The following is a 23,859-nucleotide window of genomic DNA, read 5'->3' on the forward strand; positions in this document are numbered from 1 at the left end:
GTCAGGAGTAGAAGTCGCGCTCCCAGCGGTGCTCGGCCAGCACGGCGAGCCGGCCGTCGCTCAAGGCGCGGCCGTCGCTGAGGGCCGTGTTGCGCTCCACATTGCCGATGCTGCGCATCCCGGGGATGACGGTGGACACCGCCGGGGAACTCAGCACGAAACGCAGCGCGGTCTCCGCGATCTCGTCCGGGGCGATACCCAGGTCGGCGACGATCGCGGCGACCCGCCGCTCCACCTGGGCCGGGCGGTCGCCCCGGAAGTAGCGGTTGCGCCAGTCGCCCTCGGGGAACGTCGTGTCGGCGGTGATCCGGCCGGTGAGACCGCCCTCGTCGAGGGCCACCCGCACGATGACACCGACGCCGTGTTCCTCGCAGGCGGGGAACAGTTCGTCGGCCGGCGACTGGTCGAAGACGTTGTAGATGACCTGGACGCTGTCCACGACCCCGCTGCGCACGAGGGCTAGCGCGGTGTCGGGACGGTGATCGTTGACGGAGACGCCGAACAGGCCGATCGTGCCCTTCTGTTTGAGGTCGGCGACGGTCTCCAGCCAGTCGCCGCGGCCCATCCACTCGTCGTTCCAGACGTGGAACTGCAAGACGTCGAAGTGGTCGAGGCCGCTCGCACGCAGACTGGTCTCCAGGCTTTCGCGGATGTGCGCGCCGGGAAAGGCCTGGGCGGGGTCGATGCCGTCGTGCGCCGGCCAGATGCCGTTCTTCGGGGGCACCTTGGTGGCCACGCGGACCGGATCCCCGGAGGCGGCGGACCGCTCGCGCACCACCCGGCCCACGATCCGCTCGCTCTCGCCGTAGCCGCGTGCGGTGTCGATGAAGTTCACGCCCAGGTCGATGGCCCGGTGCAGGGCGCGTACGGACTCGTCCTCGGTGGCGCCGACCCAGCTGGACGCGCCGATGCCCCACGCGCCGTAGCCGATCTCGGACACCGAAAGCCCGCTGCGTCCCAGTTCGCGGTAGCGCAACTTCGTCCTCCCCATCGTCGTCCTCGGCCCGGCCGGGCGCAGGCCCGGCCGGAAATCACGTTGACGATAGGCGACTTGGGCCCGTGGGGCAGGTGAGTTTTCGTCCGGGGCGGCCCGCTCAGTTCGCGTCGAGGCGGGCGCTCAGCCATTCAAGGGAGGGCGGAATCTCCCGGAGCCAGGTGTTGAAGTTGTGGCCGCCGGACGCCAGCGTGATGGAGGAGACCCGGGCGGGCTTCTTGACCTTCGCGATGAACTTCTGGGTCTCCTTGAGGTTGCTCTCGCCCTGCCTCGACGTGGTGACCAGGAACGACGAATCTCCCTGGGGCAGATGGTCCAGGCTCCACAGCAGATCGGAGCGCTTCTCCTCGCGCTTGTTCCCGTGGAAGAGATCACCGGACTGGAGGTCGACCTCGGCCTTGTAGTCGGCGGAGAGGCCGACCCCGGCCGCGTACGCCTCCGGGTGGTGCAGGGCGATCTTCAGCGCGCAGTAGCCGCCCGTCGAGTCGCCGATGAAGCCCCAGTTGCGTGGCTTCGTGCCGACGCGGTACGTCCCCGAGATCGCCTTGCGCAGATCGTCCGCGAAGAACGTCTCCGTCTGGGGGCCGCCCGGGATGTCGATGCACTGCGTGTTGCGCGGCGGGGCGATGGTGGGCCGCATCATGACCAGGATCATCGGCTGCGTCTTGTGCTGCTTGGACAGCGTCCACGCGGTCTTCGGGTAGTGCAGCCCCTTGATGAGGTTCTCGGCGGTGCCGGGGAAGCCGGTCAGCACCACGGTCACGGGGAAGGACTTCGTCTCGTACCCCTTCTGGAAGTACTCCGGCGGCAGATAGACATAGGCCGGGGTGACTATCCGGGACCGCTCGCCCTGCACCGACACCTTCTGGACCTCGCCGCCGATGCTCGGCTTGCCGGCGCCCGGCACATCGACCTTCTGCCTGCCCGCGACCTTCACCCCGGGGCTCGCGGTCGACTCCGCGCCCAGCACCCCCACGCCGTCCTGCCGGCCGAACAGATCGGCCCACGAACCGTAGAACAGGAACGACTTGTTGGCCGCGAGGCCCACGGTCGAGAACAGCAGCACCTGGACCGCGCACAGCACGACCACCCGTCCGAGGGCCGGCCGCCACCCCCGGCCCGACAGCCGCGGCCACTGCCAGACGACGAGGAGAATCCCCAGCAGCGTGCACGACGCGGCCACAGTCACAGTGGTGGTACTCGTCAGGCCCATGGGTCCAGAACACTCTCTGCGAACGGCTCTGCCGGACGCGGCACCGATGGCCGTCGACCAGCCGCACCGCCTCCGGGGTGCGCACGGAGCTAGACCGCGATCCGGCGCGATCCGTTCCCTCGCGGGCCCGGACTTTCCGCGGACGTCCTCAGGACGCCGGGCGGCCCGCGCCGCGCGCCGCCTCCTCGGCCTTCCACCGCCGGGCCGCGCTCTCGCGCTCGTCGGCCGTCGACAGCCAGAAGTAGAGCGGGGGCAGGGCGAGTTCGATGCCCATCAGGACGATCTGGAACCCGTCCGGACGGCCGAGCGAGGCCCACGACAGAAGCCGGGACGCACCCCCGAGGAAGAAGATCCCGGCCAGTACCCGCACCATCCTGGAGGGAATCGGCGACTGCCTCGCCACCCAGATCCAGGCCAGACCGTACCCGAGGAAGATCGCGCCGAAGAACCGCATCAGGCTGTCAACGGTCGGCCCCGGTGAGCCCGCGCCGGGTACCGAACCCATGCCGACAACGAGATGCACGGCGCCGATCGCCATATCGGCGATGCCCATCGCCCAGGAAAGCCACATGAGGAGCCGGGCCATGGTGGGGTCCCCCTTCGCCTTAGTAGACATGCGTCTACTAAGGCGACCATAGGGCCGCCAGTAGACACGCGTCAAGTAACGTGTCGCCCATGACCGCACGCCGCAGGCTGAGCCCCGACGAGCGCCGCAAGGAGCTGCTCGACACCGGAGCCCGCCTGTTCGCGGGGAAGCCGTACCACGACGTGCTGATGGAGGACGTGGCCGAACAGGCCGGTGTCTCCCGGGCGTTGCTCTACCGCTACTTCCCGAGCAAGCACGCGCTGTTCGCCGCCATCTACCAGCAGGCCTCGGACCGGCTGCTCGACCGCACGCCGATCGACCCGGCGCACTCGCTGCTCGCGCAGCTCTCCGCCGGGCTCGACGTCCACTTCGACTACTTCGCCGCGAACCGGAACACCGTGCTGGCCGCCAACCGGGTGCTCGCGGGCGATCCGGTGATCCAGGCGATCATCACCGACGAACTGGCCGAGCTGAGCCGCCGGGTCCTCGACGCGACCGGCCTCCAGGGCCCGGACCGGGACACGGTCCGCGCCGCCCTGAGCGCATGGCTGGTGTTCGTCCGCGCGCTGTGTGTGGACTGGCTGACGAACGACACGTTCTCGCGGAAGGAGCTGCACGCCATGTCCCTCGGCGCGCTGCGGGGAACCCTGGGCACCATCGCCGGCGCCGACCGTCTGCTCGGCACCGACGACTGACCGCCACCCCTCACCGGGGCCCGCGAGGTCAGCCGAGCGCGGGCGCGCCGCCGGGCCGCTCGAACTGCGTGCGGTACAACTCCTCGTAACGGCCCCCCAGTTGGAGGAGTTCGTCATGGGTGCCGCGCTCCACGATCCGGCCGTCCTCCACGACCAGGATGAGATCGGCGGAGCGCACCGTGGAGAGCCGGTGCGCGATCACCACGGCGGTACGGCCCTCCAGCGCCTCGCCGAGCGCCTCCTGGACCGCCGCCTCGGAGGTGTTGTCCAGATGGGCGGTGGCCTCGTCCAGGATGACGACGCGCTGGCGGGCGAGGAGCAGCCGGGCAATGGTCAGACGCTGGCGCTCGCCGCCCGAGAGCCGGTAGCCGCGCTCGCCGACCACCGTGTCGAGCCCGTCGGGCAGCGAGGCGACCAGAGCGTCCAGACGGGCGCGCCGCAGCGCGTCCCACAGGTGCTCCTCGTCCGCGTCCGGGCGGGCGAGCAGCAGATTGGCGCGGACCGACTCGTGGAAGAGGTGCCCGTCCTGGGTGACCATGCCGATGGTGTCCCGGATCGAGTCGGCGGTCAGGTCCCGCACATCGATGCCGCCCAGACGCACCGTGCCCTCGTCGGCGTCGTACAGCCGGGGCAGGAGCTGGGCCACCGTCGACTTGCCCGCGCCCGACGACCCGACGAGGGCCACCATCTGTCCCGGCTCGGCCCGGAAGGAGACGCCGTGCAGCACCTCGGTGCCGCCGCGGGTGTCGAGGCTGGAGACCTCTTCGAGGGAGGCCAGCGACACCTTGTCGGCGGACGGATAGCCGAACCGCACGTCGTGGAACTCCACCGAGACCGGACCTTCGGGCACCTCGCGCGCATCCGGCCTCTCCGCGATGAGCGGCTTCAGGTCGAGCACCTCGAAGACCCGCTCGAAGCTGACCAGCGCGCTCATCACCTCCACGCGTGCCCCGGCCAGTGAGGTGAGCGGCGCGTAGAGCCGGGTCAGCAGCAGCGCGAGCGAGACGACCGCCCCCGCTTCGAGGGTGCCGCGCAGCGCGTAGTAGCCGCCGAGCCCGTAGACCAGGGCGAGCGCCAGGGCGGAGACCAGGGTGAGGGCGGTGATGAACGCGGACTGCGCCATCGCCGTACGGACGCCGATGTCACGCACCCGGCCGGCCCGGGCGGCGAACTCGGCGGACTCGTCGGCGGGCCGCCCGAACAGCTTGATCAGGGTCGCCCCGGGTGCCGAGAACCGCTCGGTCATCCGGGTGCCCATCGCCGCGTTGTGCTCGGCGGCCTCCCGCTGGAGGCGCGCCATCCGGGTACCCATCCGGCGCGCGGGCAGCACGAACACCGGTAGCAGAACCAGGGCGAGCAGCGTGATCTGCCAGGAGATGCCGAGCATCACCGCGAGCGTGAGCAGCAGCGTGACGAGATTGCTGACCACACCCGACAGGGTGTTGCTGAACGCCCGCTGCGCGCCGATCACGTCGTTGTTGAGGCGGCTCACGAGCGCGCCGGTGCGGGTGCGGGTGAAGAACGCGACCGGCATCCGCTGCACATGGTCGAAGACGGCGGTGCGCAGATCGAGAATCAGCCCCTCGCCCAGCGTCGAGGACAGCCACCGGCTCACGATCCCGAGCGCCGCCTCGGCGACGGCGATCACGGCGATGAGCAGGGCGAGCCGGGTGACGGTCCCGCTCTCCTCGCGCGCGACGATGGCGTCCACCACCCGCCCGGCGAGCAGCGGTGTGGCCACCGCGAGCAGGGCGGTGGCCACGCTCAGGACCAGAAACAGGGCGATGCGGCGCCGGTGAGGGCGGGCGAACGCGGCGATCCGGCCCAGCGTGGCCCGGTTGAAGGGGCGCTTGTCCTGCTGGGCGTTCATGACGTTGTGGAGCTGTGTCCACGCGGTGGCTTCCATACTCATGCGAGGAACGTACGACCTCAACCTCGCTGGAGGTCAACGATCGGGTGGATCACGGCCGCCGAAGGGGTCAATGATCTCGCGGGCAACGTCGACGGCACGGCGGCCACAGACGCTGCCCTGTTGTCCGGGGCCCTACCCGCAAAGGCTCCCGTAGGTTCGGGTGCGAGGCGGTGCCCTACCGCCCCGGACCTGGGGAGAGACGATGGGTTGGGCAGCGCTGGACCGGCTTGTGGGGGAGCCCGAGCTGCTCTTCGAGGCGTGCCGGCAGGGGCGGCCACAGGTGTTCAGGCCCGCGGTGCTGCCCCAAGAGGTGCCCACGCTGCGCGAGTTGACCGAAGGGCTCAGCGGCGGCCTGATGCGGACGCCGTACGTCGAGATGGTGCGCGAGGGCGCGGTCGTGCCGGCCGCGGAGTTCAGCGCCGCCCGGGTCGTCGCGGGCGGACACGAGGAGGGCTTCGCCGACCCCGAGCAGATCACGCGCCTGCTCGCCGAGGGGGCGACCCTGCTGCTGCCCCGACTCGACCAGTGGAACGCCTCGGTGGGCGCCCTGACCGCACTCGTCTCCCAGGATCTGCGGCGCGTGACCGAGGCGTTCTGCTTCGCCACCATGGCGGGACGTCGCGGACTCGACGTGCACCGCGACGACGCCGACGTGCTGGTCGTGCAGCTCGCGGGCCGCAAGGAATGGACGGTGTACGACGCCCCGGCCGACGGCGACCGGCATCCGCGCCCGGTGCCGGGGCCGGGGGAGCCCGCGCTGGTCGCCGTCGTCGGCGCGGGCGACGTCCTGTACGTACCGCGCGGCGCTCCGCACACCGCGACCGGCAACGAGGGCCTCTCCGTCCACCTCGCCCTCACCATCCGCGAGGCCGGCACGAAACCGCTGCGTCAGACCCTGGCGGACCTCCTCCCGGAACCGGTCGCCGGTGAGCCTCCCCGGCCCATGACAGAGGCTCAACTCCTGGACACCACCCGTGAGTTGATCGAGGCGGCGCGCGAGCGGATGGCGGCGGTCACCCCCGGGGAACTCCTGGAGCGGGCACGCGGCCCGCTGCCCGCGACGACCGGAGCCGCGCCTGCCCCCCGGCCGGGCGTCGGCTGAACCGGGCCGCCGTGCTGTGCGCGATCGAGCCGGACGGCCGGTACCGGACGCGGCCGCCCCTGCCCTGCGCCCCGCCGGGCAGGAGCGCGCCACCGCCCTGGCCGACTACGGGTGCCTGCTCGCCGGACGGCCGACCGGATCCCCAACTCCGCGCCGCAGAAGCCGCGTTGCTGCTCAGCTAGCCGAGGAAGGCGGTGATGGTGGACGCGAACGCGTCCGGGTCGTCCAGCCAGGGGAAGTGTCCGGCGCCCGGCTGCACGGTCAGCTCGGCGTGCGGGAAGAGCCGGGCGAACTCGGCCAGCGTGCGAGGGGGCGCCGCCATGTCGACCTCCCCGCCGAGCAGGAGCACCGGCGCCTCGAACGCGGCGAGCGCCGCTCGGGTGGCATCCGGGTCGAAGGCGCCCTGCGCGCCGAAGACGGCCGCCGCCTCGTGGTTCTTCTGCTGGTCCGCCGCGGCCTGGTGCGCCCGTGCCCGATCGTCCCAACGACCGTAGAAGAACGGCGAGATGGCCCGCCAGGACTCCTCCGTCGCCCGGCCCGACGTGATCTCCTGAAGGGCTTCGAACGCCGTGGGGAACCAGGGCTCGTCCTTGCGGAGCAGCGCCGTCTCGCGACGCAGCTCCCCGTCGATGGTGAGCCCCACGGCGAAGACGCTGGGAGTGGCCAGGACCAGCCGGGCCACGGTCCCCGGATGCCGGGCAGCGTAGGACACCGCGAGGTTCGCGCCCGCGGAATGACCGAGCAGCTCCACCCGGTCGAGGCCGAGATGCTCGCGCAGGGCACTCACATCGTCGACGAGACGGTCACAGCGGTAGGAGGCGGGGTCCCGGGGCGCCGCGGACCGGCCGGTGCCCCGCAGATCCAGGATCACCAGTTGCCGGTCGGCGGCGAGGCCGCCGAGGTCCCCCAGGTATGCGGAGTCCTGCATCGGGCCGCCGGGCAGGCAGATCAGAGGGCGACCCTCGCCGGTGACGCGGTAGGCGAGCCGAGTCCCGTCGAACGCGGAGAAGATGGGCATGGGCCAGACCCTGACAGGGCGTCGCCGCCGGGTCAAACGCCTTTCTGACCTGCGAGGACGGCATGGCTGCGCCCCGGAGCCGGGGACCGGTTCCGGGGCGCAGCCGTATGACGGGCGCGGCAGCCTACTGCTTGTTGGCGCAGGCGTTGTTGGAGGCCGGGTTGAGCAGCCCGATGATGTCGATGGTGTCGCCGCACACGTTGAGCCCGAGGTCGATGGGGACCTGGATGACGTCACCCGAGAGAAGGCCCGGGGAGTTCTGGGCCACGCCGGTGGCCTCCGGCGGGTTGGGGTCGGCGGCGGCGGCGCCGGCCGTGCCTATGACGGCGGTGGCGGCCAGGACGGTTGCAGCGAGTGCGGTACGGATACGCACGTTTCCTCCTGTGTGTGAGGGTTTGTCTCCCTAGTAGCGTCTCCGGGCTCGGGCCCAAGGGGAAATCCCGTGACCCGATGGGGTGAACGGAGCCGAGCAGCCGTGCGCAGACATTCCGTCGTTGGCGCGTTTATTCGGCCGCGTCGCGCGTACTCGCAGAGGTACAGCCCACAGTGCGGGGCCGTTCACCGACGGAAAGGCAGGCCATGTCCAGTGGTGTCCTCATCATCCTGATAGCGGTCGTGGTGATCGTTGTCGTGGCAGTGGCTCTCGGTGTGCTCGTCGCGCGCCGTGGGCGGGGACTGCGCAGCCGTTTCGGACCCGAGTACGAGCGGACCGTCGCCCAGCACAATGGCGACGTCAAGGCCGCCGAGAAGGACCTGGACGAGCGGGTCCGACGGTACGGCGACCTGAAGGTCGAGGCCCCGACCGCGGAGGACCGCCGGCGGTACGCCGCCGAATGGGCGCGGATCCAGGAGGAGTTCGTGGATTCGCCGACCCGCGCGGTCGCCGACGCCGAGGCGCTGCTCGGCCGGCTCGCCCAGGAGCGCGGCTTCCCGGCCGGCTCGTCCGAGGAGCAGCTGGCCGCCCTCTCCGTGCACCACCCCCACCACCTCGACAGCTACCGGCGCATACGCGGTGTCGCACAGGGCGCCGACGGGCGCAGGTCCAGCACCGAGGAACTGCGCGAGACGCTCGTACAGGCCCATGAGTTCTTCGCGGTCCTTGCCGGGGAGCGCCGCGGCGACAAGGCCGGACGCCTCGGAGTACGCGGCGGCCGGCACGCGTCCCACACCGACACGCAGCACAGTGACATCGCCCGAGGGAGCCAGTCATGACCCAGCCCGAGCGTCCCCTTCACGATCAGCCCCTGACCGAGCAGCCCGCGAGCGGCCGCGCCGAGACCGAACGGCCCGCGAACGAGCGTGCCGCGGGGAACCGGCCCATAGCCGAGACCCTGGCGTCCGAGCAGCCCGCGCAGGGACGCGGCGAGGGGTCCGCGTCCGGGGGGTACGTCCCCGAGTCACCCGTGGCCGAACCCGTAACGGGGCGGCCGGTGTCCGAGCGAGGCCTGTCCGAGCGGCCTCTGTCCGAGCGGCCCGTGTCAGAGCGGCCCGCGCCCGAACGATCCGCGTCGGGACGAGCGGCTACCGAGTCGCCGCTGTCCGAGTCACCGCTTTCCGAGGGTGCCGGGCCTGAGTCGCGGGCCTCCGAGCGGCCCGTGACCGAGCGGTCGGCGTCCGAGTCGTCCGTGTCCGGGCGGCACCTGTCCGATCACGCCGCACCGGGCGCCGGATCCGAGCCGGGTGGTCCTGCCGGGGACGACGCCGTCCTGCCGCCCCAGGAGCGCGAGAAGCTGCAGCTCAGGCTTCAGCACGCGGTCGGCGGCTTCGTGGACGAGCCCCGGTCGGCCGTCGAGGAAGCGGCCGCGACGGTCGACTCCCTCACCGAGCGGGTCCTCGAAACCCTCGAACAGCGGCGCGGCACTCTGCGCGCGTCCTGGCAGGAGGCGTCCGGGGACGCGGCCACGGAGGACCTGCGCATGGCCCTGCGCGAGTATCGCAGGCTCGCGGAACGTCTGCTCAGCCTGTGAAGCCCCACACCCCCCGTGTCCCGGAGGGCGCCTTGACGGTGCCCCCGGGGCGCATCGCGCATCCGCACCTCAGAGCCTCAACCCGCTCGCACAGACAAGGAGTTGGACATGCCCAGGCGCTATGGCGGTAATCCCGCCGCGACCGGCATCCTCGTCATCGCCGATGTCATGGCCCTGATCCTGATCCTCTGGATCGCCTTCTTCCTGGTCAACGCCAACACGGCGAACGACATCGTCTCGTGGGTCCGTCACGCGGCGGACTGGCTGTCGGGCTGGTCGCGAGACATGTTCACCATCAAGTCCGACACCTGGCGCACGATCGTCAACTACGGCATGCCGGCCGTGGTCTATCTCCTGATCGGCCATGCGGTGGCCGGCCGGGTCAATCGGTCCTGACGCCTGAGCCCGGCGAGCCGGTTGAGTCGAGAGCGAGATAGCGGGCGTAGGCGTCCCGGCTGTCGGAGACGAAGGGCCGGCTCGCCATGGCCTCCCTCAGCCGGTCGCCGGTCAGCCAGCCGTGCCAGGCGATCTCCGACGCGTCCGGCGCGATCTCCGCCTCCTCCACGACCGCCTCGTGCACGGCGAACCAGTAAGGGCTGAGCTCGCCGTCGCAGAGGAACGTGAACAGGGGGCGGACCGGCGCGTCGACGCCCAGCTCCTCGCGCAGCTCCCGGCGAGCCGCCTCCTCGTAGGACTCGCCCACTCCCACGGCCCCGGCCACCAGCCAGCTGTACTGGCCGGGGAACCGCGAACCGGTCTCCGGGCGCCGGTGCACCAGATAGCGGCCCTTCGCATCGCGGCACAGCACCATGGCCATCCGGTACAGCCATCCCTGGCGTACCGCCTCGCCCCGTTCGACCACACCGAGGACGCGATCCTGATCGTCGACTCGTTCCACCAGTTCACCCATGGGGCGATCCTCCATGAACGCGCGTCGCACATGTGGGGCGCCCCCCAGTACACGCTCCCCGACACGGCGTCAGGTCCGCCTCACTCGTTCGGCAAGGCCCGCTGGCCCTCCCGGCGAAGGTGCCGAAGAGTGGATCGAGAGTGGGGGGACGACTTGGATGCCGTCGAACTGATGAGGAGCGCGATCATGCGCCGTTGTGCCACCGTCGCCGCGATCGCCCTGTGCGGCGCCCTCGCCACGGGGACTGCCGCCCCTGCCTTCGCCGTCGGCCACCCGCCCGTCGTGTCCGCCCCCGAGCCGGGACGCGAGCCGGTGGACGGACGGGTCGGGGACGACGACGTCGCGGGCGTCAAGACCGAAGTGGCGGCGATCCTGAAAGAGGTCAACCAGCTCGTCGCGGACGAGAAGAAGGCCGCGACCGCGGACGTCGCGGCCGTCAAGGCCGAGGTCGCGGCCCTCCTCCAGCAGATCCCCGGGATGGTCAAGGCGGACTCGCCGCAGCCGAAGCCGGCGACCAAGCCGTTCGTCGACCCGTCCTCGGTCGGCGCGCCCTCGGCTCCGAACGCGCCGCTCCCAACGGCAGGCTGACGCTTCGTTCGGACGGCGTCGAGGAGATACGGCCCGTCCGTCTTTCAGGCCTCTGGACGTCAACCTGCTTGGCCACAGGGCGAGTTCTGGCGTTCTGTCCCCTCCGCGGGCCGGGGAAGGCGGCTTTGTCGCGCACGGCGCGCGGTGGCGTACGGGGCGGCGCATCCGACTCGATGGGGTGGTTTTGCGTGCCCGGGAGCGCACGTTCCGCGTTGGTCACCACATGACCGTATTTCCTGGGTTGCGGTGCACGGCGACCGTCCCCGGCCCGACGTCTTCCCGAACAGGCGTGCCGTGTACCGGCGTTGAGATCGAAGAATCCGACGCATCCGGCCGGCCGCTTCGCCATGGCAGTGCCTCTCCGGGCCGCTCGCCCTACTCGACCGGTCGCCGCGGGGCGCCGCGGCAGACCGGCCGCGGGCGTTCCCGTCCGGCCCGACCAGCCCCTGCGGCCCGCCGCTCGCCCGTGTTCCCCGACAGCTTGTGAATGGAAAACTCCCGTGCGAATCACCGACATTCACGGCTGTGAGGTCCGTCCCGGACGGCTGGTCGAGTGGACCCTGGATCCCGCGATGGTCGAGGCCGCGACCAACCAGCCCGACGACTCCCGCCCCCCTGCCTATGTGCAGGAATCGCATATCCGCACCGCCCGGTCCGTGCGCGAGGACGGACTGTTCGTGCCGACGTGGCTGGGCGCCGCCTTCGACATCCCCGGCCCCGTCGACCTCGACGTCCTCGAAGGCGCCCTGCGGACCTGGACGCTCAGGCACGAGACGCTCCGCAGCGGGTTCCGCTGGGTCGACGACGACATGCGCCGCTTCACCGCCGCTCCGGACGCCGTGGCCCTGCGGCGCGAAGTGGTGGGCGACTTCCCCGACGCGGAGGAACTGAGTCACCACCTGCAGGACCGTTTCGATGTGGCGGCGGACGCGCTGGGCTGGCCGAACTTCCTGTACACCGCGGTCGTCAGGCCGGACTCCACCAGCGTGTACATGGCCTTCGACCACAGCAACGTCGACGCGTACTCGATCCAGCGCATCCCCTCCGAGATCCACGAGCTGTACTCGGCGCGGGCGGCGGGGCGCGGCGAGGAGGCGACGCCGGTCGGCAGCTATGTCGACTTCTGCGAGATCGAGCGGGCCAGCGCCGACCAGGTCGACGACACCCATGCGATCGTGGCGCGCTGGCGGGAGTTCATCGCCCGCTGCGACGGCAGACTGCCGGCCTTCCCCGTCGACCTCGGCCTCGAACCCGGAGGCAGGCTGCCCGAGCAGAAACTCCTGTACGAAACGCTCGTGGACGACGCGGACGCGGCCGCCTTCTCGGCGTACTGCCGGCCCTTCGGCGGCGGACAGGTGGGGATTCTGGCGGCCACCAGTCTCATCGTCCACGACATCGGGGGCGAACCGGTCTACCGCACGGTGGTGCCGCTCCACACCAGGGCGAAGTCCCGGTGGGCGGACTCGGTGGGCTGGTACGTCGGCGGGGCGCCGATCGAGATCCCGGTGGCACAGGCACTGGGCTTCGACGACGCGCTGACCATGGTCCACGGCGCGCTGCGGGCCAACAAGGCGCTCGCCCATCTCCCGATCGCCCGGGTGCTCCGTCTGCTCGGCTCGGACTTCCGGCCCACCTCCCCCGACCTCTACTCGATCGTGTCGTTCGTCGACGCGCGGGACATCCCCGGGGCCCGGCAGTGGGACGAACTCCACGCCTACGCCCTGCTCAGGGTGTCCTACGGGGACCAGGTGTGCGCATGGTTCACCCGGCTGCACGGCGGGCTGCAACTCGCCATCCGCTACCCGGACACGGCGATCGCGCACAAGAACATCCACCGCTATGTGGAGCAGCTCAGGGAACTCATCACCTCCGTCGCCCGCAGCGGCCCGACCCGGCCCGCGCCTCCGAGACCGCGCTCCGGGCGCCCGGTTCCCGCGCCGAGGACGAGCAGTGAGGTCTCCCGGCTGTCGCTCTGATACCTGGCGGGTCTGTCGCTCTGATACCGGGCGGCCCTGAGGGTGCATGCTGGCCCACATGTGGTCTCACCACATGTGGGCCACACCCAGAGGGCAAAGGGGTCGGGATGCGTCGCCCATCGGTCATCACCTGTGTCATGGTCCTTCTCCTCACCCTGCTGGCCGGCGCGTTCACCGTGCGCCCGGCCGACGCGTGGGAGCGGCCCGTACGCGCCGACGACGGAGCGCGGGTCGTCGCCGAGCAGCACGTCGGACCGCGCGAGCTGGATCTCACCATCGAGTCCCCGGCCCTGGGGACGACGGCCCGGGTACGCCTGCTCACCCCGGACGGCTGGTCACCGGGGCGCCACGCCTGGCCGGTGCTGTGGCTGCTGCACGGCTGCTGCGGCGACTACACCGAGTGGACGACCTACACCGATGTGGCCCAATTCCCGGCTCTGCGCCAGGTGTTGGTGGTGATGCCGGAGGCCGGGGCGACGGGCTGGTACAGCGACTGGTGGAACTACGGCAAGGGTGGCGCGCCCCGCTGGGAGGCGTTCCATCTCGGCGAGGTCCGGCAGATCCTCGAACGCGGCTACGGCGCCGGCGACCGCCGGGTGGCGGCGGGCCTCTCGATGGGGGGCTTCGGCGCCCTGTCGTACGCGGCACGCCACCCCGGGCTCTTCCGGGCCGTCGCGTCCCACAGCGGCACCGTGCATCCGCTGCTCCAGGTGCCCGGCGGCTTCGGCCCCGAATGGTTCCTGAACCTCGACCGACGGTGGGGCGCCGACCCGTATGCCATCTGGGGAGACCCGGTGGAGCAGCGCGCGGTGTGGGCCGCGCACGACCCCACCGTCCGGGCGGGCTCGCTGCGCGGGCTTCCCGTCTTCCTGTCCTGCGGGGACGGCCGGGCCGGACCCTACGATCCGCCCGGCACGACGGATCCCGACGAGGCCTACTTCGACCAGCAGAACCGGGCCCTCGCCGCCCGGCTCCGCGCCCTGGGCAGCCCGGCCGTCACCGACTTCTACGGGCCGGGACAGCACGAATGGCGCTACTGGCAAAGGGAGTTGCGCCGATCCCTGCCCATGCTGCTCGCCGCGCTCTACGCCTGAGTGGCACCCGGCGGCCCCCAGGTGCGGTCCTGACCCCGGCGCCCGGGCCGGCGACGGCGGACTACCAGAAGAACCAGCCCGGCGTCGCCACATAGTCCTGTGGGACATAGTCACAGGCGCCTGGGGTGAACGGTGTGGCAGCCGACAATTGTGCCGCCAGCGCTTCGCCATGGGCGTCGACCCCGTCCGCCGCCACCAGCAGAACGGCCACGACGACGAGCCACACCACGGGAAGGGCCGCACCGTGGGCGTCCCGCGCCTGCATCATGACCCCTCCGGTGAGCGCCGCCACCCCGGCCGCCATCACCAGGGCGAAAGCCGTGAGGGTCAGATGGTCAAGGGCCGACGATTCGTGGCACAGCAGATACCGGTGCCCGGAGGCGAACCTCGGCACCCGTTCCACGACTGCGGCCGCACACAGCAGCGCCCCGATCGCGACCACATGGCCGGCCTGCAACGTCCGCGCGCCGACGGCCCGTTCAGTGCTGGTGTTCATGGTTCCCCCCTGCCCAGGGCCGAGCGCCCCGGCTCCCGTGCCTAATTGAAGAAGCCGCTCATGCCGTCCACGTCGGAGACATAGCTGTCGATCGCGGCGACCCTTCCCGCGCGGATGGTGAGCACGGTCGCCAGATGTTCGTCGAGGGTGCGGCCGTCGGCGTCCCGCGCGGTGTTGTGCAGCGACAGGGTGACGCCGTTCGCGCCGGTCAGGACGTGCAGCAGCTCGGTGTTCAGGCCCCGGGCGGCGATGGTCCGGAGCCGGTCGATGGCGGCGTCGACGCCGTGAATGGTGCCGGAGATGGTTCCGGTGCCGGGCATGCTCCAGGCGAGATCGGGGGCCAGGACCGTGCGCAGGGACTCCCAGTCCTGGGAGCCGAAGGCGCCGAGGAATCGTTCGGCCACGGTCACATCGGCTCGGTTGCTCGCCATGGTGTCGCACACTCCTGTCTCGGGGGCCGGCCGGCCCCTGGTGATCGCCGGCGGTCGCGGAGGTCCGCGGTCGCGGTTCGCCCCGACGATAGAGGGTCCGTCCGGCGCCTCCTCGCGCGGAGCGCCTCCGAGCGCCGCGGCGTACGCATTCTCCCGCCGAAGAGCCGCGTTGCTAGCAGGCCGCATACGGGCCCCGAAAGGTATGTCCGGGCAATCGGCCATGACCGTTCGGGCAGGCTTTCCGAAATAGCCACAATGAATGTTTCGATGAGCCACGGATGAACTCCGAAACTCACAGGGACGAACGAATGCGGAACCATTGACAACGCTTGTCGCGGCCAGCTTCACTTCCCCCCAACGGCCGGTGACACACATTCCACACACCCTCAAGGTGAGGGAATTGGTGGCCCCCGTCCGGCAGTTCATTCCGTATACCCGTGAGAGGAAGGGATTGACGATGGCGAAGATTATTGCCGCACTGCGTACCCGTGGATCGAAGAGCGAGCCGAGCCTGAAGCAGGCCGCCTGGTACTTCTGGTACTAAGCCGAAGGCCAATCCTGGGCCCGCACACAACGCAGGCCGACTGAATTCCGGTCAGCCGCGTGTGCGGGCCCTCCGCATTTCATTTCCGGAGCTCTTCCTATGCCATCCGCCATGACCCGTACCGGGCGCACCACGGTTTTCGCCCCACGCCTTCAGGCTCTGCTCGACGAACACCTCGGCAAGGATCTCGTCCGCCTCGAACCCGACACCATCGGCATCGCCGGCGCGGAACTCTCCGACCGCATCCTGAGCGCGCGCCGGGCGACGGAGACCGAACGCCCCACCTTCAAACCGCTGCACGGCCGGTCGATCTCCAAGGCGGAGGCCTCGTCGGTGATGCGCACGATCGGCAAGGACGTGCGCGCCGCACTGGAGCAGCCGGACCCGCTCCCCGAGACCACCGATCTGTCGGGACCCTGGCCGATCACAGGACACCGGTTCCTGAGCCGCCTCGTCCTGCGCGACGACCCGTACCGGCTGCGCATCCTCATGTCGCGGACGCTGGAGATCGACCCCCGGCTCACCTGGACCACCATCGTGGCCGGCGCGGCCCTGCCCCGGCGGCCCGTTCCGGGGCCCCGACTGACGCAGCTCGCCAACCTGTTCGCCCGGGCGGACACCTACCACGACCGGCGCTACGCCATGGGCATCTACCGCCGCGCGGCCGCCCCGGTCTGCTTCACCGTCTCCACCCTCGTCGCCAACGCCCTGTGGCTCGGCGCCCCGTTCGCCGACGACGCGAGCAACCGGAACATCCTCTACGAGGCGATGCGCCTGCTGCCTCCGTCGTGGAACCTCCTGCGCAACAGATCCCCCGAGTATCCGGCGATCGACGACCGCATCGGGCACGAGGACGACATCCTGATGCTGCCGCTGCTCACCCACCGCGACCCCGCCCTGTGGGACGCGCCGAATGAGTTCCGGCCCGAGCGCTGGGAAGGGCTCGACCCGGACAACACCCCCGGATACATGCCCTTCGGCCATGTATCGGAGCGCTGCTGGGGCCGCCACATGGTCATGCCCCTGGCCGAACTCCTCCTCGACCACATACGGCGCACCGGACTTGTGGTGGCTCCGGGCCAGCGGACCGCGGAGATACCCCTGGTGGGGCTCCTGGGTGTCAAGACCGTCCACCTAGGACACCGGAGCAAGGTCCGGCATGGCTGACATCGAGACCCCCGAGGCGTCGTTCTTCGACCACCCCCATGCCGCCTACCACCGCTGGCGCGAAGAGGGCGGGGCGCGCCAGGTGCGATATCCGGGGCCCGCGCCGCTCGAGGGATGGGTCGTCACCTCCCACGCGGAGGCGAAGCGCCTCCTCGCCGACCCGAGACTCTCCAAGGGCGGTGCGGTGGAGAGGTTCGGGCGGCACACCGGACTCACCGAGGGCCCCGGCAGCGCCCTGTTCGCCCATATGCTCAACTCCGACCCGCCCCACCACACCCGGCTGCGCAGACTCGTCCAGAAGGCGTTCACCGGCCGCCGTACCGCGGCCCTGCGTCCCATGATCGAAGCCCATGTGACCGCGCTCCTCGACGCATGGGAGGGGCGTGACGAGGCCGAGCTGATCAGCGAGTTCGCCCTGCCGCTGCCGATGGCCGTCGTGTTCGGCCTCTTCGGCGCCTCCGAGGCGGACCACGAGGTCCTGCGGGTGCGGGGCAACACCCTCGACGGCGGCCAGGTTGACGGCGAGGTGTCGGTGTTCACCGCCGAGTCCATGCTCACGTACCTGCGGGCGCTCCTGGACCTCAAACGCGAACGGCCCGACGACGGCCTGCTGTCCGCGCTGGTCGCGGCGCGCGAGGAGGGCGAGGAGGCGCTGAGCGAGGACGAGATCACCTCGATGGCGTTCCTCCTGGTGATCGCCGGCCATCAGACCACGGTCAACCTGATCGCCAACGGCGTCCACGCCCTGCTCACCCACCCCGACCAACGCGCCGCCCTTCAGGCCGACATGACGCTCATGCCGGGGGCCGTCGAAGAGATCCTGCGCTACGAATCCCCCTCGGCCCTGGCCTCGCTGCGGTACGCCGCCGAGCCGGTCGGGATCGGTGAAGTGACCGTAGAAGAGGGTGAGTTCGTGCAGATCTCGCTTCTCGGAGCCAACCGCGATCCCGGCGTGTTCACCGAACCCGACCGCTTCGACATCCGCCGCGCCGACGCCGCGCAGCACCTCGCGTTCGGCCACGGCATCCACCACTGCCTCGGAGCCCCACTCGCCCGGCTCCAGGCCGAGATCGCGTTCACCCATCTGTTGACCCGCCACCCCGGCCTGCGTCTGAGCGAGGACCACGAGGCGCGGTGGCAGGCCAACCCCCGCCACCGCGGACTGCTCTCGCTGCCGCTACGACTGACGTAGGGCGCGTGCGGGCCCGGCCCCGTGCGTTACTGCTTCGCGGCGCAGATCACGTCATAGGGCCGGCCGATGGCCATGGTCAGACGCATGGGCTCGGTCGTCCCCGACGGGCACTGCGAGGTCTCCTTCGTCAGGTCCAGCACCTTGTAGGCGCCCGAACCCGAGGAGGCGCAGGAGACCTCCTTGGCGGTGGAGGTGACACAGTCGCCCTTGACCAACTGGCCACCACCCGCGCCGGGGTCACCGGGGTGGGTGGCGGACAGGTTGCGCCCGCACACCGTCTTGGACGGGATGCCGCCGCCCTTGCTCTTGCTGCTGCCGTAACTGATGCTCACCTGGATGATGAGGTCCGTGCCGGCCGGGCACTGAATGGAGTCCGGCATGAAGCTCGCGGCCTGGATGTCGAGGGCCTTGAACGTCGCGCCCGATTCGCCGCAGTCGAACGCCTTGTAGCCGTTGGGCGCGTCATCGGGGTCGGGCCCTCCGCAGTCGCCCACCTTCCACTCGCCCTTCTTGTGGGAGGCGGCCGAGGACGCGGAGGACGACGAGGACTTCTTGCCGTCGTTCCCGAAGAGCTTGGACGCCCCGAAGCCGAGGCCCAGGACGACCACGAGAATCACCAGTGCGGGGAGGCATCCCCCTCTTCTGCGCGGCTGGCTGGGCACAGGCGTACTGCCCGGGTGGACCATGTGTGTTTCCCTCCTGGGAACGGCGGATGACGGGACCACAGGGGTGGACGCGGCATGCACACCTCATGGTTCCTCTTGACGCGAGCGCGCCCCCGCCCACCCCACACGCGTGCGCCCCGCTCTCGCCGCCTCAGCCTTCCGAGGCTTTGCCCCGGGGCCGGCACGTCATGGTGAGGGGGCCGGGGCCGAGGGTGCCGCGGACCCGTACGGTCATGGTGCTGCCGGGGTCGGGCACCAGGCGCCAGCGAGCGCAGACCGTGGCGAGCGCGAGCGTCATCTCGATGAGGGCGAACTGGTCGCCGATGCACTTGCGATTGCCGCCGCCGAAGGGGACATGAGCGCCCCGCGGGAGGGTCTCGGCAGGGCGGGCGGCCCAGCGGTCGGGGTCGAAGCGCTCGGGGTCGGGGAACAGCTCGGGACGGTGCTGGAGCAGGTACGCGCTGTACAACAGGGCCGTGCCCTTGGGGAGTTGGTGACCTGCCAGGGTGGTGTCGGTGGTCGTGACGCGGGTGAAGAACCAGCCCGCCGGATACAGGCGCAGGACCTCGTTGATGACACGGCGGGTGTGGGTCAGACCGTCGAGATCGGCCGTGGTGGCGGTGCGTCCGGCGAGGGTGCGGTCGACCTCGTCGTGCACCCGGGACTCGACGTCCGGATGCCGGCTGAGCAGCCACAGGGCGAACGCCAGGCTGTTGGCGGTGGTTTCGAATCCGGCGCCGATCATGACCATGAGCTGGTCGCGGATGTCCGTATCGGTCATCGGAGCGCCGGTGTCGTCATTGGTCGCGGCGAGCAGCATGGAGACCAGATCGTCGCCGCCCGGTGCCGCCCGGCGCGCGGCGATGATGCCGTCGATGGCGCGGTGCAGCCGGACGCAGGCGCGGCGATAGCGGCGGTTGGCGGGCGTGGGCAGCCGGTAGAGCGGGCCGAGCGGCAGCATCACCCGCTGGTAGATCCCGTCGATCACGGTGTGCAGGCTCTGCTGGACCTCGGCCACGGCCTCGTCCTGTGCCTCGGCGCCGAGCACACTGCGGGTGACGATGCGCAGCGTGAGGGTGGTCAGCGCGTCGGTCACGTCCACACGCAGACCGGGCTGCCAGCGCGAGGTCATCCGGTCGACCTCCTCGCCCATGACGACGGCGTACCGCTCGATCCGGTCGCTCTGGAAGGCGGGCTGCATCTGGCGGCGCTGCCACCGGTGCTCCCGCCAGCCCGCCATGGGCAGGCTGCTGCCGAAGAGCACACGGGCCTTGTCGAAGAAGGGGCCGCCCTTGTCGAAGGTGCGGGAGTCGGTGAGCATCCGGTGGGCCGCTTCCGGTTCGCACACCACATACGCGGGCCAGGGGCCCATGCCGATCCGTACGAGATCCCCGTGAGCGGGCAGGGACGACAGGAACTCCAGCGGGCGTGAGTGGAGTTGCCATGCGTGGCCCAGCAACGGCCAGGCACCGGGGGCTTTTCCCGTACGTGACGGAAGCTTCGTGCTCACAGGGGGGCACCTCCATGAGGAGTCCGGCGGCCGGGTGACCCTCGTAGTCCCCGGATCCCGGACATCCTTTCCCTCGGCCACGGTAGGGAATCCGGCGCGAAGCAGCGGAAAACGGCGTACGGTCACGTGTCCCGGCGCCCCACAGTGCACCCGTATGCCATGGGTCGGGACGCCATGTGCCGTACGCCCATGGGGAGTTGGAGAGGGGGCTCAGTGGTGTGGGGGTCCCGCACCCTGAAGGCGTTCCAGGTCCGAGGGGCGCACCTGGATGGCCAGTACGGCGATCAACGCGGCCACCACGGCGAAGATCGCGGCCACCACGAACGCGGCGGACACCCCCGAGGTCAGCACCTGATCGCTCCACGGCCGGGGCAGTTGGCCCGTGCGCCGGAACGCCAGGCGCTGCGCCGGGTCGGCGTGGCTCAGGAACTGGGAGACCTGGTGCTTCGCCTCATCGCGACCGGCGGTGCCGAACACCGTGATCAGAATGGACAGGCCGAGCGAACCGCCGACCTGCTGGGACACGTTGAGCATGCCGGACGCGGCGCCGGCCTCGTGGGCCGGGACACCGGAGACGGCCATCAGCGTCAGAGAGACGAAGTTGAGGCCCATGCCCATGCCGAAGACGAGGAGCGGCCCCAGGATGCTGCCGGGATAGGTCGAGTGGATGTCCGTCCGCGTGAGCCAGCACAATCCGCCGGCGGCGAGGAGCGAGCCCGTCACCATGAAGGGCTTGGGCCCGTATCTCGGCAGCAGCTGGGACGTCAGACCCGCGCCCACGGCGATGATCGCGCTGACCGGCAGGAAGGCGAGACCCGCCCGGAGCGCCGAGAAGCCGAGGACGTCCTGCACGAACAGGGTGAGGAAGAAGAACATGCCGAAGATCGCGGCCGAGAGGCTCAGCATCATGCCGTAGGTCCCCGCGCGGTTGCGGTCGGCGAACATGTGCAGCGGGGTGATCGGCTGTTGGGAGCGCCGTTCCACCAGGACGAAGACGAACAGGAGCACCACCGCGGCGGCGAACGACCCCAGCGTGAACGGGTCGCGCCAGCCTTCCTGGGCGGCCCGGATGAAGCCGTAGACCAGCGCCACCATGCCGAGGGTGGAGGTCGTGGCGCCCGCGATGTCGAAATGGCCCGAATGCCGCTCGGACTCCTTGATGTGCCGTGGGGTGGCCAGCAGGATCAGCACGGCGATCGGTACGTTCACGAAGAGCACCCAGCGCCAGTCGAGCCACTCGACGAGCACCCCGCCCGCCAGCAGGCCGATCGCGCTGCCACCGGCCGACACCGCGGCGAATACACCGAAGGCCCGGTTGCGCGCCGGGCCCTCGGTGAACGTGGTGGTGATCAACGCGAGGGCGGTCGGCGAGGCGATCGCGCCGCCGACGCCCTGAACGGCACGCGCCGCGAGCAACTGCCCCGCGTTCTGCGACAGTCCGCCGAAGAGGGAGGCCAGTGCGAACAGGAGCACACCGCACATGAACACCCGGCGCCGGCCGAGGATGTCGCCGGCCCGGCCGCCGAGCAGCAGCAGCCCGCCGAAGGTGAGGGTGTACGCGCTCACCACCCAGGCGAGGCTCGTGGTGGAGAAGTGCAGGGCGCTCTGGATGTGGGGGAGGGCGATGTTCACGATGGTGATGTCGAGGACCACCATCAGCTGACAGGAGGCGATGACCAGGAGCGCGATCCCGTCGCCGCGCCCCCCGCCGCCGGGGGGCTCGGTCTCGGTCTTCGGTGCCTGCCGCGAACTGGTCATGGTGGTCCTGCCCTCGTGCGAGGGACGGTGGACGGTGACGTCCACCGTTCGACCCTATGCCCGGCTTCCGGACGTCACCAGTCGATCAAGGGCCGGACCGGCCGTCAGCCGCGCGGCCGGGGCGATGGGGGTGTGTCCTCCTCGTGGACGGGGTCGGGGTGGCCCGCTCGCGCAACGGCCCCGGGCGGGGCCGGGCCCGTGAGCGTCAGCGGCGTCCCCACGCGAGGAGGGCCGCGTGGGGGAGGGCCAACTCCCCGCCCCCGATGGCGAATTCGGTGCTGAGGAGGTCGAAGTGGCGCCTGATGTCCGCACGGGTCCGCTCGGGCCGGCTCGCCACGATCTGCCCGACCGTGCCGAGGCCCGCGACCGCCCCTGCCCACCACGCATCGGCTGGGACACGGTGCTCCCAGCGGACCGGCTCGCAGGCGACGTCGCGCAGGCCTGCCGAGGTGAGGAGCTCGGCCAGGCCGGTCTCGGTGCGGGGGAAGTCGTCCTCGGCGGCAGGCCCAGCCGACCGGGACGGCACGGGCAGGCCCGCGTCCCGTACGGCCGCATCCCGTACGGCCCGGCCCAGCAAGGTCTGTCCGGCGGCCTCGGGCACGGCCCAGAGGGTCACCGCGATCCGGCCGCCCGGACGCACCACCCGGCGCAGCTCGGTGATCGCGGCGCGCGGCCTGCCGACGTGGTCCAGCACGAAGTTGGCCGTCACGGCGTCGAACAGGCCCTCAGAGAAGGGGAGTTGGGGAAGTACGGCCAGATGGGTGGCGGCCGAGGGGACCGCCCGCGCCGCCCATTCGACCATGTCGGCCTCGGCGTCCACACCCGTCACCCCGGCGCCCCGCGCACAGGCCGCCTCGGCGACCGTCCCCGTTCCGGTGCCCACGTCCAGTACCCGCACGCCGGCGCCCACCCGGGCCGCGTCGAGCAACCGGGGGACCGGGTGGGCGCAGACCCCGGCGAAGCTGGACGCGTACGCCTGCGCCCGTCCCGCCCACATCCGCCGCTGGACCGCGTCGAAGGCGGTCGATGCCTCCGGTGCCGACCGACTCCGGCCCCGCCGCCGGTTCGCGAAAGGCGCCGGTGACGCGGTCGGCTCGGCGTCGTCTCCCCTCGTCTGCATCCCGGCACCCTACGGGAGCGACGAGGAGCCCGGGGGAAGATCCCCGGGCTCCGTCACCACGTGTTCCGGTATGGCAGCTGTGGGGGGTAACACCCTTGCACGGCAGGGTACTTCAGGGCGTGAGCGCCCTGCCACGGCCCAGGCACTCCAGGCCGCGAGGGCCGCATCGCCTCAGGCCGTGAGGACCGAGTCGTCGAAGGTGCGGGCGCCGGGCAGCCGGTGGCGGGCGGCGATGACGGCGGCGTCGATGTCCCTGGTGCCCGTCGACACGCACAGGGTGTACGTCACGTCGTCCAGGCGTTGCCGGGTCGCCTCGTCACCGTCGGCGGCATTCAGTACGAGCAGCGCCTCGTACTCGTCGAGCAGATCGCGGAGCACTACCGGATGCGCCATCAGCATGGGTGGGACCCTCCAGTCGACACGTTCACGACGTTCACGATGTGCCGCTCTGGTGCCCCGCTCCCCGCGCCGCACACGTGGTGAATTCCGGAGTGGCCGGATGTCGTCCCCCTGCCCGGGCCAGGCGCTGGGCCGAGCGGAAATCGCTTGTCGCTCTGTTGACGCCGAGTACGATCCGGGTAGGTCGCGCGCCATTCGCGCGGTCGGCCGCGCGTCATGCGATCCGCCGCGGTGGGTCGCTCCCGCCGAGGCCACCGGAGGGGCGATCACCTGTGCTCACGCTCTACATATTGCTCGGACTGCTCGTCGGCGGGGCCGTGTTCCTCATCGTCACGCTCCTGCGGCGCGGCAAGAGCCGCACCGAGAACGCGGAGGGCCTGCTCATCGAACAGGCGAGCCGCCTACAGGCACACAGAGACCGCGTCTCCTTCGGTACGTTCGCGACCCACAACGCTCCGCCGACCATGTCGGACCACTACCGCAACTGACGCGGAGGCCCGCGACCGGATCGGGCGCGCTCCG

At 71.0% G+C, this 23,859-nt stretch carries 25 protein-coding genes; 11 read left to right on the plus strand and 14 right to left on the minus strand.

Annotation, left to right across the window (positions count from 1 at the left end; translation table 11 throughout):
* Position 1: 1 nt before the first annotated feature.
* The 3 genes from N4G70_RS08020 to N4G70_RS08030 form a co-directional block, all read right to left on the minus strand.
* Positions 2-976 carry an aldo/keto reductase gene (locus N4G70_RS08020; protein ID WP_261712072.1) on the minus strand — a complete coding sequence of 325 codons (975 nt, stop codon included), beginning with the start codon at positions 974-976 and terminating at the stop codon, positions 2-4.
* Positions 977-1,094: 118 nt separating this feature from the next.
* Positions 1,095-2,207, minus strand: coding sequence for an esterase family protein (locus tag N4G70_RS08025; RefSeq protein WP_261711777.1), 1,113 nt, complete (start codon positions 2,205-2,207; stop codon positions 1,095-1,097).
* 148 nt (positions 2,208-2,355) lie between these two features.
* A complete protein-coding gene (locus tag N4G70_RS08030; RefSeq protein ID WP_315904231.1) occupies positions 2,356-2,823 on the minus strand; it encodes a DUF4345 domain-containing protein in 468 nt (155 codons plus the stop codon).
* A gap of 59 nt (positions 2,824-2,882) precedes the next feature.
* Between N4G70_RS08030 and N4G70_RS08035 the strand changes: the two genes are divergently transcribed.
* Entirely contained in the window at positions 2,883-3,488 is a 606-nt protein-coding gene (locus N4G70_RS08035) for a TetR/AcrR family transcriptional regulator (RefSeq protein ID WP_261711778.1), read from the plus strand.
* Between the two features lie 28 nt (positions 3,489-3,516).
* On the opposite strand, the gene N4G70_RS08040 is transcribed toward N4G70_RS08035, so the two are convergent.
* Positions 3,517-5,400 carry an ABC transporter ATP-binding protein gene (locus tag N4G70_RS08040; RefSeq protein ID WP_261711779.1) on the minus strand — a complete coding sequence of 628 codons (1,884 nt, stop codon included), beginning with the start codon at positions 5,398-5,400 and terminating at the stop codon, positions 3,517-3,519.
* A gap of 202 nt (positions 5,401-5,602) precedes the next feature.
* Here N4G70_RS08040 and N4G70_RS08045 point away from each other — a divergent pair, with 202 nt between their 5' ends.
* Entirely contained in the window at positions 5,603-6,502 is a 900-nt protein-coding gene (locus tag N4G70_RS08045; RefSeq protein ID WP_261711780.1) for a cupin domain-containing protein, read from the plus strand.
* 178 nt (positions 6,503-6,680) lie between these two features.
* Here N4G70_RS08045 and N4G70_RS08050 read toward each other — a convergent pair whose 3' ends face one another.
* Positions 6,681-7,520 (minus strand): alpha/beta fold hydrolase, encoded by an 840-nt coding sequence (locus N4G70_RS08050; protein ID WP_261711781.1) that lies wholly within the window; start codon positions 7,518-7,520, stop codon positions 6,681-6,683.
* Between the two features lie 124 nt (positions 7,521-7,644).
* On the minus strand, positions 7,645-7,893 hold the full coding sequence (locus N4G70_RS08055) for a chaplin (protein ID WP_315904232.1): 249 nt from the start codon (positions 7,891-7,893) through the stop codon (positions 7,645-7,647).
* Between the two features lie 206 nt (positions 7,894-8,099).
* Between N4G70_RS08055 and N4G70_RS08060 the strand changes: the two genes are divergently transcribed.
* The 3 genes from N4G70_RS08060 (at position 8,100) to N4G70_RS08070 (ending at position 9,883) form a co-directional block, all read left to right on the plus strand.
* Complete coding sequence (locus tag N4G70_RS08060) at positions 8,100-8,732, plus strand: hypothetical protein (RefSeq protein WP_261711782.1); 633 nt, start codon at positions 8,100-8,102, stop codon at positions 8,730-8,732.
* A complete protein-coding gene (locus tag N4G70_RS08065; RefSeq protein ID WP_261711784.1) occupies positions 8,729-9,487 on the plus strand; it encodes a hypothetical protein in 759 nt (252 codons plus the stop codon). Before N4G70_RS08060 ends, N4G70_RS08065 begins: the two co-directional genes overlap by 4 nt.
* A gap of 108 nt (positions 9,488-9,595) precedes the next feature.
* Positions 9,596-9,883: a hypothetical protein gene (locus tag N4G70_RS08070; RefSeq protein WP_120726048.1), complete on the plus strand. Its 288-nt coding sequence runs from the start codon at positions 9,596-9,598 to the stop codon at positions 9,881-9,883.
* On the opposite strand, the gene N4G70_RS08075 is transcribed toward N4G70_RS08070, so the two are convergent.
* Positions 9,870-10,397: an NUDIX hydrolase gene (locus N4G70_RS08075; RefSeq protein WP_261711785.1), complete on the minus strand. Its 528-nt coding sequence runs from the start codon at positions 10,395-10,397 to the stop codon at positions 9,870-9,872. The two genes, N4G70_RS08070 and N4G70_RS08075, sit on opposite strands and share 14 nt — an antisense overlap.
* Before the next feature lie 186 nt (positions 10,398-10,583).
* On the opposite strand from N4G70_RS08075, the gene N4G70_RS08080 reads away from it, so the two are divergent.
* From N4G70_RS08080 to N4G70_RS08090, 3 genes are all read left to right on the plus strand, one after another.
* A complete protein-coding gene (locus N4G70_RS08080; protein WP_261711786.1) occupies positions 10,584-10,985 on the plus strand; it encodes a hypothetical protein in 402 nt (133 codons plus the stop codon).
* Between the two features lie 500 nt (positions 10,986-11,485).
* Complete coding sequence (locus tag N4G70_RS08085) at positions 11,486-12,961, plus strand: condensation domain-containing protein (RefSeq protein WP_261711787.1); 1,476 nt, start codon at positions 11,486-11,488, stop codon at positions 12,959-12,961.
* Positions 12,962-13,068: 107 nt separating this feature from the next.
* Positions 13,069-14,055: an alpha/beta hydrolase family protein gene (locus tag N4G70_RS08090; RefSeq protein ID WP_261711788.1), complete on the plus strand. Its 987-nt coding sequence runs from the start codon at positions 13,069-13,071 to the stop codon at positions 14,053-14,055.
* A gap of 61 nt (positions 14,056-14,116) precedes the next feature.
* On the opposite strand, the gene N4G70_RS08095 is transcribed toward N4G70_RS08090, so the two are convergent.
* Both N4G70_RS08095 and N4G70_RS08100 read right to left on the minus strand, forming a co-directional pair.
* Positions 14,117-14,551: a hypothetical protein gene (locus N4G70_RS08095; RefSeq protein ID WP_261711789.1), complete on the minus strand. Its 435-nt coding sequence runs from the start codon at positions 14,549-14,551 to the stop codon at positions 14,117-14,119.
* A gap of 41 nt (positions 14,552-14,592) precedes the next feature.
* Complete coding sequence (locus N4G70_RS08100) at positions 14,593-14,982, minus strand: nuclear transport factor 2 family protein (protein WP_261711790.1); 390 nt, start codon at positions 14,980-14,982, stop codon at positions 14,593-14,595.
* A gap of 655 nt (positions 14,983-15,637) precedes the next feature.
* On the opposite strand from N4G70_RS08100, the gene N4G70_RS08105 reads away from it, so the two are divergent.
* Together N4G70_RS08105 and N4G70_RS08110 are read left to right on the plus strand one after the other, a co-directional pair.
* Entirely contained in the window at positions 15,638-16,693 is a 1,056-nt protein-coding gene (locus N4G70_RS08105; protein WP_399034562.1) for a cytochrome P450, read from the plus strand.
* Positions 16,686-17,885 carry a cytochrome P450 gene (locus N4G70_RS08110; protein ID WP_261711792.1) on the plus strand — a complete coding sequence of 400 codons (1,200 nt, stop codon included), beginning with the start codon at positions 16,686-16,688 and terminating at the stop codon, positions 17,883-17,885. The genes N4G70_RS08105 and N4G70_RS08110 overlap by 8 nt, the downstream gene beginning before the upstream one ends.
* Positions 17,886-17,911: 26 nt before the next feature.
* On the opposite strand, the gene N4G70_RS08115 is transcribed toward N4G70_RS08110, so the two are convergent.
* The 5 genes from N4G70_RS08115 to N4G70_RS08135 form a co-directional block, all read right to left on the minus strand.
* On the minus strand, positions 17,912-18,571 hold the full coding sequence (locus N4G70_RS08115) for a hypothetical protein (RefSeq protein ID WP_261711793.1): 660 nt from the start codon (positions 18,569-18,571) through the stop codon (positions 17,912-17,914).
* A gap of 130 nt (positions 18,572-18,701) precedes the next feature.
* Positions 18,702-20,060, minus strand: a complete 1,359-nt coding sequence (locus N4G70_RS08120) for a cytochrome P450 (RefSeq protein ID WP_261711794.1) — start codon at positions 20,058-20,060, stop codon at positions 18,702-18,704.
* Between the two features lie 210 nt (positions 20,061-20,270).
* Positions 20,271-21,749, minus strand: coding sequence for an MFS transporter (locus tag N4G70_RS08125; RefSeq protein ID WP_261712075.1), 1,479 nt, complete (start codon positions 21,747-21,749; stop codon positions 20,271-20,273).
* 274 nt (positions 21,750-22,023) lie between these two features.
* Positions 22,024-22,815, minus strand: coding sequence for a class I SAM-dependent methyltransferase (locus tag N4G70_RS08130; RefSeq protein WP_261712076.1), 792 nt, complete (start codon positions 22,813-22,815; stop codon positions 22,024-22,026).
* 294 nt (positions 22,816-23,109) lie between these two features.
* Positions 23,110-23,337, minus strand: coding sequence for a DUF5133 domain-containing protein (locus N4G70_RS08135; RefSeq protein WP_261711796.1), 228 nt, complete (start codon positions 23,335-23,337; stop codon positions 23,110-23,112).
* A 272-nt stretch (positions 23,338-23,609) separates the two neighbouring features.
* On the opposite strand from N4G70_RS08135, the gene N4G70_RS08140 reads away from it, so the two are divergent.
* Positions 23,610-23,825 carry a hypothetical protein gene (locus N4G70_RS08140; protein WP_261711797.1) on the plus strand — a complete coding sequence of 72 codons (216 nt, stop codon included), beginning with the start codon at positions 23,610-23,612 and terminating at the stop codon, positions 23,823-23,825.
* Positions 23,826-23,859: the final 34 nt, after the last annotated feature.

Source organism: Streptomyces sp. ASQP_92 (genome assembly GCF_025399895.1).
GTDB lineage: Bacteria > Actinomycetota > Actinomycetes > Streptomycetales > Streptomycetaceae > Streptomyces.